Origin of the sequence: Micromonospora sp. NPDC049051 (assembly GCF_043197575.1) — a bacterium.
GTDB lineage: Bacteria > Actinomycetota > Actinomycetes > Mycobacteriales > Micromonosporaceae > Micromonospora.
This window is the reverse complement of the sequence record NZ_JBICTL010000001.1, coordinates 774,008-787,942: the sequence shown is the minus strand read 5'-3', so window position 1 is coordinate 787,942 and position 13,935 is coordinate 774,008. Positions and strand designations below refer to the sequence as shown.

At 75.4% G+C, this 13,935-nt stretch carries 16 protein-coding genes; 11 read left to right on the top strand and 5 right to left on the bottom strand.

What is annotated here, in order from left to right:
* Positions 1-62: 62 nt before the first annotated feature.
* On the top strand, positions 63-1,460 hold the full coding sequence (eccD, locus tag ACGFIR_RS03800) for a type VII secretion integral membrane protein EccD (RefSeq protein WP_393143038.1): 1,398 nt from the start codon (positions 63-65) through the stop codon (positions 1,458-1,460).
* Positions 1,461-1,483: 23 nt separating this feature from the next.
* Here eccD and ACGFIR_RS03795 read toward each other — a convergent pair whose 3' ends face one another.
* Positions 1,484-2,665: a type VII secretion protein EccE gene (locus ACGFIR_RS03795; RefSeq protein ID WP_393000633.1), complete on the bottom strand. Its 1,182-nt coding sequence runs from the start codon at positions 2,663-2,665 to the stop codon at positions 1,484-1,486.
* A gap of 150 nt (positions 2,666-2,815) precedes the next feature.
* On the opposite strand from ACGFIR_RS03795, the gene eccB reads away from it, so the two are divergent.
* The 8 genes from eccB (at position 2,816) to ACGFIR_RS03755 (ending at position 9,489) form a co-directional block, all read left to right on the top strand.
* The gene (eccB, locus tag ACGFIR_RS03790) at positions 2,816-4,378 is read left to right on the top strand and encodes a type VII secretion protein EccB (RefSeq protein WP_393143036.1); all 1,563 of its coding nucleotides are present in this window, start codon (positions 2,816-2,818) and stop codon (positions 4,376-4,378) included.
* 102 nt (positions 4,379-4,480) lie between these two features.
* Positions 4,481-4,849, top strand: a complete 369-nt coding sequence (locus ACGFIR_RS03785; protein ID WP_393000637.1) for a hypothetical protein — start codon at positions 4,481-4,483, stop codon at positions 4,847-4,849.
* Positions 4,842-6,077 (top strand): WXG100 family type VII secretion target, encoded by a 1,236-nt coding sequence (locus ACGFIR_RS03780; protein WP_393000639.1) that lies wholly within the window; start codon positions 4,842-4,844, stop codon positions 6,075-6,077. Before ACGFIR_RS03785 ends, ACGFIR_RS03780 begins: the two co-directional genes overlap by 8 nt.
* Before the next feature lie 160 nt (positions 6,078-6,237).
* Entirely contained in the window at positions 6,238-6,600 is a 363-nt protein-coding gene (locus tag ACGFIR_RS03775) for a hypothetical protein (protein WP_393143034.1), read from the top strand.
* A 226-nt stretch (positions 6,601-6,826) separates the two neighbouring features.
* Positions 6,827-7,639, top strand: coding sequence for a hypothetical protein (locus tag ACGFIR_RS03770; RefSeq protein WP_393143032.1), 813 nt, complete (start codon positions 6,827-6,829; stop codon positions 7,637-7,639).
* A gap of 77 nt (positions 7,640-7,716) precedes the next feature.
* Entirely contained in the window at positions 7,717-8,067 is a 351-nt protein-coding gene (locus ACGFIR_RS03765; RefSeq protein ID WP_393000645.1) for a DUF1232 domain-containing protein, read from the top strand.
* A 31-nt stretch (positions 8,068-8,098) separates the two neighbouring features.
* Positions 8,099-8,506, top strand: coding sequence for a pyridoxamine 5'-phosphate oxidase family protein (locus tag ACGFIR_RS03760; RefSeq protein WP_393000647.1), 408 nt, complete (start codon positions 8,099-8,101; stop codon positions 8,504-8,506).
* Between the two features lie 323 nt (positions 8,507-8,829).
* Positions 8,830-9,489 (top strand): C39 family peptidase, encoded by a 660-nt coding sequence (locus ACGFIR_RS03755; RefSeq protein ID WP_393143030.1) that lies wholly within the window; start codon positions 8,830-8,832, stop codon positions 9,487-9,489.
* Positions 9,490-9,605: 116 nt separating this feature from the next.
* On the opposite strand, the gene ACGFIR_RS03750 is transcribed toward ACGFIR_RS03755, so the two are convergent.
* From ACGFIR_RS03750 to ACGFIR_RS03740, 3 genes are all read right to left on the bottom strand, one after another.
* Positions 9,606-9,842 (bottom strand): ferredoxin, encoded by a 237-nt coding sequence (locus ACGFIR_RS03750; protein ID WP_393143028.1) that lies wholly within the window; start codon positions 9,840-9,842, stop codon positions 9,606-9,608.
* Positions 9,843-9,847: 5 nt separating this feature from the next.
* On the bottom strand, positions 9,848-11,053 hold the full coding sequence (locus ACGFIR_RS03745) for a cytochrome P450 (protein WP_393143026.1): 1,206 nt from the start codon (positions 11,051-11,053) through the stop codon (positions 9,848-9,850).
* Between the two features lie 193 nt (positions 11,054-11,246).
* A complete protein-coding gene (locus tag ACGFIR_RS03740) occupies positions 11,247-11,429 on the bottom strand; it encodes an antitoxin (protein ID WP_393000655.1) in 183 nt (60 codons plus the stop codon).
* A 309-nt stretch (positions 11,430-11,738) separates the two neighbouring features.
* On the opposite strand from ACGFIR_RS03740, the gene ACGFIR_RS03735 reads away from it, so the two are divergent.
* Positions 11,739-12,869, top strand: coding sequence for an AI-2E family transporter (locus ACGFIR_RS03735; protein ID WP_393143024.1), 1,131 nt, complete (start codon positions 11,739-11,741; stop codon positions 12,867-12,869).
* Positions 12,870-12,879: 10 nt separating this feature from the next.
* Here the strand turns inward: ACGFIR_RS03735 and ACGFIR_RS03730 are convergent, their stop codons facing one another.
* Positions 12,880-13,539, bottom strand: coding sequence for a dienelactone hydrolase family protein (locus tag ACGFIR_RS03730; protein ID WP_393000659.1), 660 nt, complete (start codon positions 13,537-13,539; stop codon positions 12,880-12,882).
* Between the two features lie 195 nt (positions 13,540-13,734).
* Between ACGFIR_RS03730 and ACGFIR_RS03725 the strand changes: the two genes are divergently transcribed.
* Entirely contained in the window at positions 13,735-13,911 is a 177-nt protein-coding gene (locus ACGFIR_RS03725; RefSeq protein ID WP_393143022.1) for a hypothetical protein, read from the top strand.
* Positions 13,912-13,935 lie beyond the last annotated feature (24 nt).

Genomic DNA, 13,935 nt, shown 5'->3' with positions numbered 1-13,935 from the left:
CAGGAACCCGTGCGTCGGCACCACCGGCCAGGGGTGATCGTAGAGAGCGCGAGGAGGCCACTGTGGCGACGAAGACGGCGACCGGCGGCCTGAGCCGGATCACCATCGTGGCGCCCCGCACCCGGATGGACCTCGCGCTGCCATCGGACGTACCGCTCGCCGACCTGCTGCCCACTCTGCTGCGTTACGCGGGCGAGGACCTGGCCGACGAGGGGGTGCGCCACGGCGGCTGGAGTCTGGCCCGGCTGGGCGGGCAGCCGCTCGACGGCGGCCGTACCGCCGCGCAGCTCGGTGTCCGCGACGGCGAGGTGCTCTACTTCAACCCCCGGTCCGCCACCGCGCCGGAGATCGTCTTCGACGACGTGGTCGACGCCGTGGCCACCGCCACCAACCAGCGACCCGGGGCCTGGCAGGTCGGCACCACCCGGTCCTTCGCGGTGCTCTTCGCCGCCGTGGCGCTCGGTGCCGGCGCGGTGGCGACGCTGTTCACCGGGCCGCCGCACCTGCCGGGCGCGCTGGCCGCGCTGGTCGTCGCGGTCGCCCTGGTGGTCACCGCGGCCGTGTTGTCCCGGGCCGCCGCCGACAGCGCGACCGGGTCGGTGCTGGGGGCCGTCGGTCTGGCGTACGCCGGCGTCGGCGGCCTGCTGCTGCTCGCCGGCGACCGTCCGCTGACCGAGCTGGCCGCCCCGCACGTGCTCCTCGGCGCCACGGCGGTGATGGTCTGCGCGGCGGTGGCCGCGTTGGCCGTCGGCGACCGGCTTCCGCTCTTCTTCGGCGCGGTCGCGGTCAGCGCCGGCACCGGGTTCGGTGCGCTGGTCAGCCTGGTCTTCGACACCGGTGCGCCGGCTGCCGCCGCCGTCGTCGCCGCGGTCGCGTTCGGCGCCGTGCCGGCGCTGCCGATGGCGGCGTACCGGCTGGCGCGGCTGCCGGTGCCGTCCATCCCGACCGGCCCCGACGACCTGAAGAGCGACACCGAGACGGTGGACGGCCGGCAGGTCCTCCAGCTCAGCGAGCGGGCCGACGAGTTCCTGACGGGTCTGCTCTGGACGGTGTCGCTGCTGGTGCTCGGCGCGCAGGTGGTGCTCGCGCTGCACGGCAGCCTGCCGGCGGTGCTGCTCTGCCTGGTGCTGTCGCTGCTGTCGCTGCTGCGGGCCCGTCCGTTCCTGGGCCGCGCCCAGCGCACCCCGGTGCTGTTCGCCGGCAGCGCGGGGCTCGGCCTGACCGCCGCCGCGACGTTCGGCAACGGCTCGACGTCGGTACGCCTCGGCCTGATCCTCGGCGGCCTGGTGCTCGCGGCCGTGGTGAGCCTGATCTACGGGCTCACCGTGGCCGGCAAGCGGATCTCCCCGGTCTGGGGCCGGCTGCTCGACATCGTGGAGATCATGCTGATCATCGCCCTGGTCCCGCTGGCCGTCTGGGTCGTCGGGCTCTACGGCTGGATCGTCAACCTCCGGCCCTGACCCACCCCGTCCGGCCCCCGGCCTCAGTCGGTCGGGTGCAGGGTGACGACGGTGGTGGCGGCCGGGGCCGTGGCGTAGACGCCCGGGCCGTGCTGGCCGTCCATCGGGCGGGCCGGGGCGCCCGACCGGCGCGCCACCTCCCGTACCGCCTTGACCAGCGCCTCCACGTGCTCGTCGGGCGCCGCCACCCGGAGCATCGGCGCGGCGAGCCGTCCGCCCGGCAGCACCACGACGGCCAGCGTGTGCGAGGGGGCGGACGTCGACGTCACCGCGTCCACCAGCGGGCCGAACGGCGCGTCGGACCGGGGCCGCAGGACGAGGCAGCGCTGGGTCCAGCCGCCGCCGCGCAGGCCGGTCCAGGTCTCCGCCGGCGGCGTCGGCGCGAGGTCCAGCCCGGCCGCCGAGACCACCGCCGCGCGCAGCTCGTCGCGGCTGAGCGGCCGGTGGGCGAGCCCGGCCGCGGTCAGCGCCTTGCCCAGCCGGCCGATCCCGGCGGCCAGCGTGCGGTGTACGCCCGGCATGCCGCCGCCCCGGCTGACGGTCTCCACGCGGGCGTCGCGTACGGAGAGCCGCAGCGCCAGCCAGACCGTCCGGTGGGCCGCGGGCGGCGCCCCCGGCGACGGGTACCAGACCAGGGTGTGTGAGAGCGCCTGGGCGCGGGTGACCGGGCCGGTGAAGTCGGCGAGTACGCGCAGCGCCCGGTCCAGCACCGACGCCTCGACCGATCCGGCGGGCGCCCCGGCGCGCTCCTGCAACGCCACCGCCGCGAACCAGCCCTGCGCGTCCTGCCCGATGCCGAGCCGCGTGCCACGGTCCGTGAGCTCCGTCACAGTCAACTCGGGGGCCAGGGCGGCCAGCCTCGGATCGGTCCCGCCGCCCGCCGCGACGGTGCTCCTGGCCGCCTCCCTGCGCAGCCGCAGCCGCCGGCGCAGCAGCAGGTCCTCGTACCACCAGCGGCCGCCTCGGCGGGTGAAGACCGCGACCACCACCGCCAGCGACAGTACCCCGACGACGGCGGCGAGCCAGACCGGCCCGCCCAGCGCCGCCCAGACGGCCAGGGCGCAGAGCTCCAGCACCACGAGCTGGCCCACGGCAACCGGTCCGATCCGACCACGGTCGCGCCGGTTGGCCGGGACGACCGGCCGCCCGGCGACGTCGGACGGCTGCGGTGCCGGACGACCGGGTGGCGCCTGAACCTGCGTCATCGCTGACAGTCCTCTCTGGACGGCGGAGCGTCCGCCGGACGGGGTCGGGCGCTGGTCCCGGTGACCCGCCGACGGCCCCTTATCGTAGGGAAGCCCGCGACACCGACTCGGACCTGCTCGTCGCGGACCCACCCCCGCCGGAGGTAAGTCATGCGGACCCGCCGCGACCAGGTGCAGGCGTACCGCTTCGTCACCCGCCGGATCGTCTCGGCGCTGCTGTCGGGCGACCCGGAGACCAGCAACCTGCCGATGCGGCGGCTCGGCATGGCGGTCGTCGGCAGCGTCATCGCCGCGGCTGTGGTGCTCGGGGGCGTGGGCGCGTACGGGCAGTTCACCGGCAACACGGCGCCGCTGGAGCCGAACACGCTGGTGATCGAGCGGGAGACCGGGGCGACGTACGTCTTCGTCGACGGGCAGTTGCACCCCACCCTCAACTACGCCTCGGCCCGACTGATCATCAACGAGCCGGCGCCGCAGGTGCGCACGATGTCCCAGGCGTCGATCCGGGAGCGGCCCCGGGGGCGTACGGTCGGCATCGTCGGCGCCCCGGACGCGCTGCCGGACCGCAAGTCCCTGACGGGCCTGCCCTGGTCGGTCTGCGACGTCCCGGACCCGGCCGACCCCCGCCGCTCCGGCACCCGCCTGGTGATCGACCGCTCGTTGCCCGGCGGTACGCCGCTCGGCGACCGGGCCGTGCTGGTGGAGGCCGACGGCCAGCGGCACCTGCTCACCGGTGACCGGCGGTTGCGGGTGACGGGCGGCGACTCCGCGCTCGCCGCGCTGCGGATGGCCAACGCGCCCCGCCTGGCCGTGGGGCAGCAGCTGCTCAACGCCGTGCCGGCCGGGCCGGTCATGCGGCAGCCGGCGATCGCCGGCGAGGACGAGGCCAGCAGCCTGACCGAGCGCCCGGCCAAGGTCGGCCAGGTCTTCCGGGCGGCGGGCCAGCACTACGTGCTCACCCGGGAGGGCCTCTCCGCGATCGGCGAGATCAGCGCCCTGCTGCTGCTGCGCGACGGCGGCCAGGTCACCGACATCACCCCGGCCGAGGCCGGCAAGCTGCTGACCGACCAGCGGGCGGAGGCGGAGGGGATGCCGCAGGCCCTGCCCGCGCTGCATCCGGTCACCGCCGGCCGGACGGCGGTCTGCGCGACCTACCGCGCGGGCACCGACGGCGGGCCGCCGACCACCACGCTGGAGGTCTTCGACCGGGTGCCGGCTGAGCTGGCCGCCCCCGGCGCGGTTCCGGTGCGGCAGAGCGCGCGCGACGGCGTGCGTACCGCCGAGGGTGTGCTGCTGCCCGGCGGCAAGGGCGTGCTCGTGCAGTCCATGCCCGGGTCCGGCGAGAGCGGCGCCGCCGCCCGCGGCACCACCGTCCATCTGATCACCGCCCAGGGCGTCCGTTACCCGCTCGGCGTCGGCGCGATGTCGGCGCTGGGCTACGAGGGGGTCACCCCGCTGGCCGTACCCGCCTCGCTGCTGGCTCTCGTGCCCACGGGGCCGACCCTCTCGCGGGACAAGGCGCTCGCCCACTTCACGCCTGGTCCCGCGCCGTCGGCCCAGGCCGGGTCGTCGGGCAGCCCCAGGCCGCAGAAGTCCGACGCGTCGGCCACGCCCTCCGCGGGGAGCACGTCGGCCACGCCCTCCGCCGGGCCCACGTCCGGGGCGCCGGCCTCGTCCGGCACGTCGTCCCCCAGCCCCGGGGCGGATGGCTGAGGCCGGAGGGATCGACGCCGGTGGCGGGTCGCCCGAGTCGCACCGGTCGACTAACCTGAGCCCTGCCAACGGTTATCGACGATGACGTACGGGGATGCTGCCATGACCGGGCGCACGACAGTCGACCTGCTGTCCCTGGAAGACTTCCACCAGAAGTTGGCCCACCGGCTGACCGAGGCGGAGAAGGCGTTGCGGAAGCTGCGCACCGAGATGCAGTGCCGGCCCCCGGCGCTCGGCTCGTTCGCCGACGCCACCGAGAACTCCCGCCGCTACTCCGAGATCCAGCAGTCCTACGTGGACCAGGTCGACCGGCTGCGTGCCGCGGTGAAAGCGGCGCAGAGCGCCACCGCGACGATCCTGGCCAACTACCGCACCGCCGAGGAGCGCAACGCGGCCAACTCCGCCGACATCGCCGCCGTGCTGAACGGGGTGGACGACGCGCTGAAGCGGAAGGAGGCACCGCGTGTCTGAGTACACCCAGCGCTACGAGCCCGTCAGCCACCAGCAGCTCTACGACGGCGTGATGGCCGGCCAGCCGGGCCAGATCGACGGCGTCGCCGCGCAGTGGACGGCGCTCAAGGGCATTCTCGACGGGCTGTCCCGCGAGCTCAGCGGCGACCTCGACAAGCTCGCCAACACCTGGACTGGCTCGGCCTCGCAGGAGTTCCAGCGGCGGTTGACGCTCGTCACCGACTACGCCGACAAGCTCGGCGAGGGCATGGCGGACGTGAGCCGGAGCCTGACCCTGATGGCCGGTGAGCTGCGCACCGCCCGCCAGCAGGCGGAGAGCCCGGAGGAGACCGACGACCACGACCGGGCGGTCTCCGGCGCGGCCAAGGGCGCCATGTTCGGCGTGCCGGGCATGGTGGTCGGCGGGCTGCTGGGTCACCAGCAGGACAAGGCCGAGCAGGAGAAGGCGCACAAGCGCATGGTCAACGTGGTGGCCGAGTTGGCCGCCGGCTACGACCTCTCCGCCTACGGCCGGCTCGTCCCACCGCCACCGCCGCACCCCGACATCCCGGGCACGACCAACCGCGACCCCTCGACGACCCCGCGCAGCGGCCCTGGCGCCACCACGCCGACGGCCGCGCCGAAGGCGTCCGGCCTCGCCGGGCAGCCGGGCAGCGCGACCGTCGCGACCACCACTGGGCCCGGCTCCGGCCCGGGCGGCGGCTCGGGGACGGTCACCCCCGGCACCGGCGTCGGGCAGCCGGGCAGCGGCACTCCCGGCGGCGTCACGACCGGCACCTCCCTCGCCGGCGCCACGCTGCTGACCGGCGCGACCGGCCCTGTGGGGCTGGGCGGCACCTCGACGGCCTCGGCCGGCGGCGCGGGCCTCCAGTTCGGCGGGCAGGGTGGTCCGGGCGTACTCGGCACCGGAGCCCTCGCCGGGAGCGGCAGTGCGCCGACCGCTTCGATCCGGTCCGCCGGCGGCAGTCCGGTGGCCGACAACCGCTCCGCGACCGGCATGGGCCGGCGCTTCGACAACGGGGCACGACAGGGCGCCGGCGACCGGGCGGCCAGCGGGACGGGACGACCGGGCGGCGCCCGCGGCGGGGCGAGCCGCCCCGGCGTACTGGGCGGCAGCCCGACGAACGACGACGACACCGACGGCCGGCTGACCTGGCTGACGGAGGACGACATGGTCTGGGGGGACGGCACGGTCGCCGCTCCGCCCGTGCTCGGCACCGACGGCTGACGCACATCCCGCACGACGACGGCCCACCCGGCGGACGCGCCACCGGGTGGGCCGTCGCACGTGTCGACGCCTGATCCACATCGGACATCGTGGTGGCGGTCACCCGCTCACACGCCGTCGCCGCGCTGCGCGATCCGGTCCGGGGCGATAGGTTGGAGCGGTGCCGTCCGTAGCGTCAGTCGACCCGTTCTGGTCGGTCACGCTGCGCTCCCTGCGCGAGCTGACCCGGCTGGCGGTCGCCGCGCTGGTGCTCGCCGTGGGCCTCGGAGGCGCCACCGCCGCACCGACGCCGTCTGCCACCGGCCCGTTCGCCGCCACCGTCGCCACCAGCGCCCAGGCCGCGCAGCCGCTGCCGCGCCGCGAGCCGGTCATCGAGCAGACCACCGACACCGCCGCCCCGGCGGCGATCCATCGCGCCGACGCTCCGACCGGCGCCCCCGCCGTCGCGGACGCCCGCCCGGAGGGTCACGCCCGCGAACCCGGCCGGGGCGTCCCTACCCGGCGCGGTCCGCCCGGCGTCTGACCCGGCGGCCACCGCTCCGCAGCCGGGACACCGGCCGCGAGGAATTTCCGTCGCGCGCCCGGAGGTCCGTCCGCCCCGGCCCCAGCTCCGGTCTCCCCGTCGTCGGCGTCCACCCGCCAGACCACCGCCGCGGTACGCCCCGCACGCGCGCCCGATGCCCACCCCGCCCGTACGCCGGGCACAGATCCCCTGTCGATCCCTCTCGATCGATCGCGAGGTGCTGACCATGCAAGACGTGTACTCCTCCGTCCTCCTCGACGTCCCCCGGGCCGCCGTGATCTGGCTGAGCCTGCTCGGCGTCGTCGCCGTCACCGTGGCCGGCCTGCTGCTGCGGCCCGGCCGACTCCGCTTCGACGCCGGTTCCCGTATCCGGCGCGCCGCGATGCCCAGCGAGCTGGAACTGGCCGAGGAGGCGCGCGAACGTTCCCGTTACGCCGGAGAGATCTCGGTCGCCGCGGAGCGGGCCGCCGCCACCGCCGCCCGGCTGCGGGCCGAGTGGCTGACCGCGCAGGAGGAGGTCGAGGCGGCCTGGCAGGCGTACGAGGCCGCGGAGGCGGACGTCCGCCGGTTGACGGTCGCCGGGGCGATGCCCCTTCCGCGTACCGTCCGGACGCCCGCCGAGTACGCCGAGCGCGAGCGCTTCCTGCACCGGGCCGCCCTCGACGCGTACTGGCGCAAGGAGCTGTCGGTGGAGCAGCTCAGCGACGTCTTCGCGCACCGCGACGGCTGGGACCCGCGGCTGCACCCGGTCGAGCAGGAGCTGGTGCTGCGCCGGGCCGTACGGGACAACATGCTCGCCCGGCAGCGGGCGGCGCGGGAGCGGGAGCAGGACGCATGGCGGGCCGCCGAGACCGCCGCCGAGGCCGCGCGCAGCCTGCGGGACGAGGCGTTCGCCGCGGTCAACCGCCGCCCCGAGGAGTCGCCGTCGCTGCTGCCGTTGATCGAGGGGGCGACGGAGCAGACCCGGGAGTTCCCGGTGGTCACCGGCCGCGACGTGCCGTCGGTCGCCCGGGGCCGGGCGGCGGTCGTCGCGTACTGACCGGCCGGGACGGGCGGTCGTCGCCCACTGACCGGCTGGGACGGGCGGAACCGGTCCGGTTGGGCTAGCGTGACGGTGTGTCCCGGGAGGCGTGGGTGCTCGTCGGCGTCGTGGCGGTCGCCACGCTGGCCGGCGCGGTGGTGTTGGCCGTCCGCGTGATCCGCACGCGCCGGCTGCTCGGCACGCTCGGGGTGAGCGGCAAGGTCGCCTTCTACGGCGCGCTGGCCTACACCGTCCTGCCGATCGACCTGCTGCCCGACCCCATCTACCTCGACGACATGGCGGTACTGACCGGCGCGCTGCTCTACCTCGGCCGGCTGGTCCGGCAGCGCCGCGCCGCCAACCGGGCGCTGACCGGCGCGCCCGACGCCCCGGCCGCCTCCGGCGTACCGGCCGATCCCGACCGGGCCCACCGCCGCGTGCCGTGACCGGTGCCGCACCGCGAGACAGGGGACCGACATGCCCGGCGACCACCGGTTGGCGCCCCACGACGAGCGGGTGCTCGCGTTCTGCCGGGAACGGCACCTGGCCACGTTGACCACCCTGCGCGCGGACGGCACCCCGCACGTCGTACCGGTGGGGGTCACCTTCGACGCGTCGGCCGGCCTGGCCCGGGTGATCACCGGCGGGGCGTCCCGCAAGGCGCGACACGTCGCCGCCGCCGGGCCCGCAGGCGCCCCGGTGGCCGTCTGCCACGTCGACGGGCGGCGCTGGCTGACCATCGAGGGTCGGGCCGTCGTGCGCGCCGACCGGCCGGCCGTCGCCGAGGCCGAGCGCCGCTACGCCGAGCGCTACCGGACGCCGCGCCCGAATCCGGACCGGGTGGTCATCGAGATCAGCGTGACCCGCCTGCTGGGCAGTCTGTGACCGCCTGACCGGTTCGTCCCATCCAACGGCGGGACGGCGGGTTGGTCCGGAACGCCGGCCCTGAGGCGTCGGTGGGCCTGTGACGCGCGGCATCCGTACGCCGGAATCGTGCTGCCCGTGGTCCCGTTGAACCTCACGTGCGGACGGCACGCCCCGTCCGAGGCCCTCCGGAATGCCCTGCGGAGCAGGGCGGTTGCACCCCCGAGTACGCCCGTGGGCCTGACCGTTCCCGGGCCGTTCGAGTCCCCGAGCCGAGCGCCTTTCCCGGTGCTGTGCGCCTCCGGTCCCCCGGAGGCGTCAACCCCCCGATTGGAGCCCGACCCATGAATTCGATCGTGCAGAAGAGCGGCCTCTCCGTCGCGGGCCTGCTGGTGGCCGGCGGATGCCTGGCGGGTGCGGCGCCCAGCGCCCAGGCGGCACCTGCGGCGGCCGACCCGGTTGGGGCGGTGCACACCGACAAGGGCGGCCGGGTCGACCGGCGCGCCGAGCGCACCGTCCGCGTCGAGTACCAGGCGCAGCCCAACTTCTACTACTGCGGCCCGGCCGCGACCAGGATCGCCCTGTCGGCGCTGGGCAAGGCGCTCCCTCAGGACGAGGTCGCGAAGCGGCTGGGCACCACCGAGGCCGGCACCGCCTCGGCCCTGGACACCACCCGCGTGCTCAACGAGCTGACCGGCCACAGGTACCGGACCACCGAGATCCCGCACCCGGTGGCCAAGCCGGAGCAGGTCGACCGGCTGCGCTCCGACGTCGTCACGGCCCTCGACGAGGGCCGGCCGGTGGTGGCCAACATCAAGGGCACGGCCGTCGACACGGTCGGCAACCCGCACTCGTACGAGGGTGGGCACTACCTGACCCTGGTGGGCTACCGGGACGGTGGGGACCTGATCCGGGTCGCCGACCCGGCCGCCGCCGAGGGCGAGTACTGGATGACCCTGGAGAAGGTCGCCGACTGGATCGCCGAGCGCGGCTACTCCTCCTGATCCGACGCGTACGAGGGCCGGGCCCCACCCGGGGGCCGGCCCTCGTGGCTCCTCCTCCCGGGTACGGCGGCGGTGGCACCGTGCGGTGCGGGCACGTCCCACGACCGCCGCGTCGGTCAGGGTTCCGGCGCGATCCGGCGCAGGCCGTCCGCCTCGGACACGATGACCGCCTCCATCGGGCAGGAATCGGCGGCGTCCACCAGCGCGTCGTCCGGCGCGACCCGCTCCGCCAGGGGGCGGGCCAGGCCGTGCACCAGCACGAAGTGCTCCGGCGCGGTGCCCGCGCAGATCCCGGACCCGATGCACCGGGTCGGGTCCACGTGCACCCGCCACTGCTCGTTCGTCGCACCCATCGCGCTCACCAGCTCACCGGCATGGCGACGAGCCCCCGTACCAGCAGGCCGCTCTTCCAGGTCAGTTCGGGCTCCGGCACCGCCAGCCTCAGCTCGGGCGTGCGGGCGATCAGCGTCTCCAGGACGACCTGGAGTTCCATCCGGGCGAGCTGCGCGCCGATGCAGTGGTGCACCCCGTGCCCGAAGCCGAGGTGGGGGTTGACCTCCCGGGTCAGGTCGAGCTGGTCCGGCTCGGCGAAGACCGCCTCGTCCCGGTTGGCCGACGGGATCGACACCACCACCGGCTCGCCGGCCCGCACCAGCACGCCGCCGAGATCGACGTCCTCCACGGCGTAGCGGGCGAAGGCCGCGGACGCGCCGAGCGGTACGAACCGCATCAGCTCCTCGACGGCGCCGGGCACCAGGTCCGGCCGCGCCCGCAGCCGGGCCCACTCCTCGGGGTGGGTGAGCAGCGCGTACACGAAGTTGGGGATCTGGGTCACGGTCGTCTCGTGCCCGGCCGCGAGCAGCCCGGCGGCCAGCCGCACGACCTCGTCCTCCGCGAGCCGGTCGTCGGCGTCCCGGGCCCGGACCATCGCGCCGAGCAGATCGTCGGTGGGCTGCTCGCGCCGTCGCGCGATCAGCTCGCCCATGTACGCGAACAGGCTGTCGATGTACTCCTGGACCCGCTCGGGGCTGAGCGAGGTGGTCGACACGATCGCCTCGGACCAGGTGTGGAAACGGCCCTGGTCGGCCACGGGTACGCCGAGCAGGTCGCAGATGACCCGGATCGGCAACGGGGTCGCCAGGTGCTCCACCAGGTCGGCCGGCGGACCGGCGGCGAGCATGCCGTCGACCAGTTCGTGGGCCACCCGCCGGGTCCGGGGTCGCAGTTCCTCCACCCGCCGGGCGGTGAACGCCTTCGCCACCAGCCGGCGCAGCCGGGTGTGCTCCGGCGGATCCATCGACAGGATCCCGCCCTCCTGCTGCCGTGGCGAGTTGCGGGGCTCGTCGCGGCCCACGGAGGCGGCCCGGCTGAACCGGGGGTCGCCGAGCACGGTCCGGACGTCGGCGTGCCGGGTGGCGAGCCAGGCCGGCTCGCCGTACGGCATCCGGATCCGGGTGAGCGGTTCGTCTTGGCGCAGCCGGGCGTAGCGCGGGTCGAGGTTGAGCCGGTCGGGATCGCTGAACGGGTAGCGCTGGGGGATGGTCGTCTCAGGGGCCTCGGTCACCGGATGATTTCCTCTCGTCACGGCGCCCCAAGGGGTGGGCGCCGGTCCGGTCGGGGACGACTCCACTTTGAGTCATGTTCCGACTGCGGATAGTAGCGAGAGTGGTCGATCCTTGGCTAGCGGTACGCGTCGACGTTCCACCGGCGACCGCCCGGGCCGCCGACAGCGCGACGCCCCGGGACGGCCCGACGGCTCAGCGGGCCTGGTCGCCCTCGCCGGTACGCGCCTGGGCCATGTCGACGCCCTTGTCGATCTGCTCGTCGTACTTGCCGCCCGTGCGCTTGTCGGCCATGTCGCCGCCCTTCTCCAGGCCCTGGTCGACCTGCTTGTCGTGCTTGTCGGCGAAGTCCTTGGCCTTGTCCATGAAGTCGCTCATCGGTCCTCCTCGAATCCGGGTCCGCTCTCCGCCTTCCCTGAGGTCGGGGACGCAAACGCGAGGGACGGGCGGCCGCAGGGCGATCGCGAAACGGTCGGACGGCACTCCGGCGACCCATCTAGCGTGCAGGAAGCACCCCTCCGGCGCGCCGCGCAGGTGATGGACGCGGACCGGGCGGGTGCCCCGCACCCTCCCGCGGCGGGTACCCCGGCTCCCCTCCGGCGGCGGGTGCCCGCGCCGGAACTCCTTCGCGGGTGTCGGGAGGACGCCGGCCGGGTAACGACTCGCCGGAGATCGAGGAGGGTCGACGTGGTCGCAGACGATGCCGGGCGTACGCCCGAGGAGACGACGGACCGGGGCGCGGGCGGCCGGCAGACGTGGGCCGCGCTTCCCTGGCTGGTCCGCTCGGCCGTCGTGTGGAGCGCCTGCCTGGTGGTGATCGTCGCCGGGCTGTACCTGCTCGGGAAGATCGCGGTGCTGCTCGCGCCGCTGGCCATCGCGCTGGCCGCCACCGTGTTCCTCACCGCGCTGCTCGATCCGGTGCAGCTCGCGCTGCGCCGGCTCCGGCTGCCCGCCGCGCTCGCCGCCCTGCTCACCGTGCTGCTGCTCGTCGGCCTGCTGTTCGGCGTCGGCGCGCTGGTGTGGAGCCTCACGGCGGGCCAGTTCAGCGAGTTGAGCCAGGAGCTGGGGCAGGGCCTGCAACGCACCCGCGAGTTCGTCACCTCGACGCTGCCGGTCACCGACCAGCAGCTCGACCGGCTGCTCGGCCAGGCCCGCCGGGAGGTCGAGCAGGGCTCGGTCGACCCGGTCTCCGGCGCCCGGACGGCGGCGGAGGTGCTCGGCTCGGCGCTGCTCGCGCTCGTCCTGCTGTTCTTCCTGCTCAAGGACGGCCGGTCCATGTGGCACTGGACGCTGTCCCGGGCGACCGGGCCGAACCGGGCGGTGACCGCCGAGGCGGGCCGGGTGGGCTGGCGGACGCTGGGCGCGTACAGCCGCGGCACGATGATGATCGCCGCGATCGACGCGATCGGCATCGGCATCGCGCTGGTGCTGCTCCGGGTGCCGTTGGCCTTCCCGCTCGCGCTCATCACCTTCTTCGGCGGCTTCGTTCCGATCATCGGGGCGACCGTCGCCGGCGCCGTGGCGGTGCTGGTCGCCCTCGCGGCGAAGGGGCCCGTGACCGCGCTGCTCGTGCTGGCCGCCGTGATCGCCGTACAGCAGATCGAGGGCAACCTGCTGGAGCCGCTGATCATGAAACGCCAGGTACGCCTGCACCCGGCGGTGATCCTGGTGGCGGTGACCGCCGGCACCCTGATCGCCGGCATCGCCGGGGCCTTCGTCTCGGTGCCGATCACCGCCGTCGTCTGGCGGATCGTCGACACCGTCCAGCGGCACCGCCAGCGTCCGGCACCCCCGGCGCCGGCCCCGGCCGGACCCTGAGCGCGGGCGGTCAGCGGGCGGCCGGCAGGTGGGCGGTGAACCAGTCGGCAGCGCAGTGGGCGACCTGTTCCAGGGTGCCGGGCTCCTCGAAGAGGTGGGTCGCCCCCGGGATCACCGTCAGCTCGGCCGTCTCCGGCAACGCCTCCTGCGCCTGCTCGTTGAGCGTGATCACCTGCTCGTCGAGGCCGCCGACCAGCAGCAGCGTGGGCGCGCGTACCTGCCCGAGGGCCGCGCCGGCCAGGTCGGGGCGGCCACCCCGGGAGACCACCGCGCCGACGAGGTCCGGCCGGGCGGCAGCCGCCACCAGGGCCGCGGCGGCCCCGGTGCTGGCCCCGAACAGCCCGATCGGCACCGCGCCGAAGGGACGCTCGGCCGCCAACCAGTCCACGATCGCGGCGAGCCGGTCCGCGAGCAGCGGGATGTCGAAGCGCAGTTCGGCGGTCCGGGCGTCCACCTGGTCCTCGGCCGGGGTCAGCAGGTCGACCAGCACCGTGCCGAGGGCGCTGCGGTTGAGCACGTGCGCCACGGCTGTGTTACGCGGACTGTGCCGCGAGCTGCCGCTGCCGTGCGCGAAGAGCACCACGCCGGCCGGCTCCGCCGGGACCAGCAGGTCGGCCGGGAGTTCGGCGTCACGCGCCGGGATCGTCACCGCACTGCCGCGCACGTCCATGTCGCCTCCGTACGTCCTGGGGGTCGCCCTGTTCCGGCCCCGGCGAGGTGCAGGCCGGTGTCGGCTATACCCGTCCCCGGGGACGGCAAGCGGCCCCGGCGCGCCCGGTGTTTGCCGCCGGGGGCCCCGGGTAGGCGGCGGGTGACCGCAGACCGTACCGGCGCAACCGCGCCCCGACGGATCGCGAGGATCGCCATGGCGCAGCAGCGGGAGACCCGGCAGCAGAGCACCGACCGGGACCGGCGGGAACAGGACACCGAACGCGGCCGGGACTGGGCGGACGACGCGGCCCAGGCGCGCACGGCCGACGACCCGCGGGCGATGGCACCCCACGACGCGGCCGGCCGCCCGTCGCAGGGCAAGCCCATCTGATCCGCACCGCCGCCCGCCCGTCGC

Coding starts and splice junctions, on each gene's coding strand:
- ACGFIR_RS03795 (WP_393000633.1), bottom strand. CDS start 2,665: ATGACGCAGGTTCAGGCGCCACCCGGTCGTCCGGCACCGCAGCCGTCC.
- eccB (WP_393143036.1), top strand. CDS start 2,816: ATGCGGACCCGCCGCGACCAGGTGCAGGCGTACCGCTTCGTCACCCGC.
- ACGFIR_RS03785 (WP_393000637.1), top strand. CDS start 4,481: ATGACCGGGCGCACGACAGTCGACCTGCTGTCCCTGGAAGACTTCCAC.
- ACGFIR_RS03770 (WP_393143032.1), top strand. CDS start 6,827: ATGCAAGACGTGTACTCCTCCGTCCTCCTCGACGTCCCCCGGGCCGCC.
- ACGFIR_RS03760 (WP_393000647.1), top strand. CDS start 8,099: ATGCCCGGCGACCACCGGTTGGCGCCCCACGACGAGCGGGTGCTCGCG.
- ACGFIR_RS03755 (WP_393143030.1), top strand. CDS start 8,830: ATGAATTCGATCGTGCAGAAGAGCGGCCTCTCCGTCGCGGGCCTGCTG.
- ACGFIR_RS03750 (WP_393143028.1), bottom strand. CDS start 9,842: ATGGGTGCGACGAACGAGCAGTGGCGGGTGCACGTGGACCCGACCCGG.
- ACGFIR_RS03740 (WP_393000655.1), bottom strand. CDS start 11,429: ATGAGCGACTTCATGGACAAGGCCAAGGACTTCGCCGACAAGCACGAC.
- ACGFIR_RS03730 (WP_393000659.1), bottom strand. CDS start 13,539: ATGGACGTGCGCGGCAGTGCGGTGACGATCCCGGCGCGTGACGCCGAA.
- ACGFIR_RS03725 (WP_393143022.1), top strand. CDS start 13,735: ATGGCGCAGCAGCGGGAGACCCGGCAGCAGAGCACCGACCGGGACCGG.